Genomic DNA, 2,453 nt, shown 5'->3' on the forward strand with positions numbered 1-2,453 from the left:
ATCTAAGATTAAGCCATATATGAATATTTTGAAAAAAAGCAAGCCTGGCATGTATGTTTTTTTTGATAAAATGATTACCGAAATAACTTTAAAGCTTATCGAATTAGATGATATCCAAACCGGAGATAAGGGAGCATTAAATGAAGATTTTGTTTTAGGTTATTATTATCAGAAAAATGAGTTCTATAAAAAAAGAGATAAAAAAAATGAGGAGAGTGAATAAACATGAGTGTTTTAGAAAAAAAAGTTGATTTTGTGAGTTTTTTTACTGTGAGTAATGCTAATCCGAATGGTGATCCTTTAATGGGGAATATGCCTAGAACTGATTATGATGGCTATGGGGAAGTTTCCGATGTGTGCATCAAAAGGAAAATTAGGAATAGGATGCAGGATTTGGGGCATGAAATTTTTGTTCAAGCCCGGGAAAGAATCGTGGATGATCATCGATCTCTTGAAGCTAGATTTAATGCTAATTTCGATAAATCCATGAAGGATGAAATTGTAGCTAAAGAATCGTGCAAAAAATGGATTGATGTAAGAAGTTTTGGTCAAGTGATGACTTTTCAAAAAAGGGCACTAGGTATACGGGGACCTGTTTCCATTAGTTTAGCAAAAAGCCTGAGTCCGGTAGAGATAATAACTATGCAAATTACGCGAAGTACAAATGGTATGGAGGCGGAAGTAGGAAAAGCCAGATCAAGTGATACGATGGGGACTAAACACTTTATTGATTTTGGGGTATATAAATTTGTTGGTAGTATAAATTGTTATTTTGCCGAAAAAACTGGTTTTACTTATAAGGACGCACAGCTAATTAAAAAGACGTTAAAGGAATTATTTGTTAATGATATGTCTTCTGCTAGACCTGAAGGAAGTATGGAGGTTAAAAAGGTTTATTGGTTTGAACACCCACATAAATTGGGGGTAGCCTCCTCTGCAAAAATTCACAATTTAATACAAGTTGAGTTAAAACCGGAAGTTCAGAAGGTTACTTCTTACGAAGATTATTTGATTTATCTTGATAAGGAAAAATATAATCATTATCAGGAATTAGGCTTGATTTTAGAGGAAATAGAAGGAATTTAAGGGTGCTATGCAGCAAAGTGAAAATTATTTGTTGATTTCGGGGATACAACACTTTATTTTTTGTAGAAGACAGTGGGCTTTGATTCATATAGAGCAATTATGGGAAGAAAATTTTTTTACAATAGATGGACAAATAAAACATGGTAAGGTTGATAATTCAAGAGCTTGTGAAATAAAAAATGGTATAAGAATTTTCAGGTCAATGCCTGTTTGTTCCCATAAGTTACAAATACAGGGCAAATGTGATGTAGTAGAATTACACCCGGATAATAATGGGTTTTATTTTAGTAAATATGATCAAAAATATAAGGTTTATCCCGTTGAATATAAAAGGGGTAAACCAAAGGCTAATGAAAGTGATGTTATGCAGTTATTAGCACAGGCTTTATGTTTAGAGGAAATGTTAGGTTTAAAAATAAAGGAAGGTGCTTGTTTTTATTTTCATACGAGATGTAGGGAGAAAATAATATTTACAAATGAATTAAGAAAAAATTTAAACATTATTCTTAGTGAAATGAAAAATTATTATTTAAAAAAATATACCCCAAAGGTTAGAAGGACTAGTAAATGTAAAACTTGTTCCCTTAAGAATTTGTGTTTGCCAGAATTAGATAGAGTTATGCCAGTATCAAAATACATTGAAATGAGGTTAAAGGAGTGAAACAGTTATTAAATACACTTTATATCACATTACCAAACGTTTACTTGGCCACTTCAGGGGAAAATATCGTGATAAAGCAAAATGGAAAAATTTTGGTTCGTTATCCTTGTCATAATTTACAAGATATAGTTCTGTTTTCCTATTTGGGCATGAGTCCAAAGTTAATACAGAAATGCATGGATTATGGTATTGGAATAAGTTATTTGACTCCTACGGGTAGATTTATTGCAAGATTAAAGGGTGAATCTAAAGGAAATATTTTGTTAAGACGCAGACAATATCGAATGGCAGATGATAAAGAATTATGTTTAGAAATTTCTAAGAATATAGTTTTTGCAAAAATATATAATGAAAGGTGGACGTTAGAGCGTTACATCAGACAATATAACCAAAGAATAGATATTAAGCATTTAAAATACTCATCAGAATCTTTAGCCGAACTTTTGAAAAAAGTTATACAAGTAGATTCTATGGATAAACTAAGAGGTTTAGAAGGTACTGCCCAATCAATTTATTTTGGCTGTTTTAATGATATGATACTTAATCAAAAAGAAACTTTCGAATATAATGGGAGAACTAGAAGACCACCTCTCGATCCGGTAAATGCCATGTTGTCTTATGTTTATTCTATATTGTCAAATGATGTGGCCAGTGCACTAGAAGCAGTAGGATTGGATGCTTATGCAGGTTTTATGCATACTGATAG

At 31.9% G+C, this 2,453-nt stretch carries 4 protein-coding genes; all 4 read left to right on the forward strand.

The window, feature by feature from the left end:
- Nucleotides 1–19: 19 nt before the first annotated feature.
- Nucleotides 20–223: a hypothetical protein gene (locus GX687_03545; protein ID HHX96519.1), complete on the forward strand. Its 204-nt coding sequence runs from the start codon at nucleotides 20–22 to the stop codon at nucleotides 221–223.
- Nucleotides 224–225: 2 nt separating this feature from the next.
- A complete protein-coding gene (gene cas7c, locus GX687_03550; GenBank protein HHX96520.1) occupies nucleotides 226–1,086 on the forward strand; it encodes a type I-C CRISPR-associated protein Cas7/Csd2 in 861 nt (286 codons plus the stop codon).
- A 7-nt stretch (nucleotides 1,087–1,093) separates the two neighbouring features.
- A complete protein-coding gene (cas4, locus tag GX687_03555; protein HHX96521.1) occupies nucleotides 1,094–1,747 on the forward strand; it encodes a CRISPR-associated protein Cas4 in 654 nt (217 codons plus the stop codon).
- Nucleotides 1,744–2,453 (forward strand): CRISPR-associated endonuclease Cas1 (gene cas1, locus GX687_03560; GenBank protein ID HHX96522.1); only part of this gene is annotated, 710 nt, incomplete at its 3' end. The genes cas4 and cas1, both read left to right, overlap by 4 nt.

This window comes from Clostridia bacterium, assembly GCA_012841935.1.
Taxonomy (GTDB): domain Bacteria; phylum Bacillota; class Peptococcia; order DRI-13; family DTU073; genus DUTS01.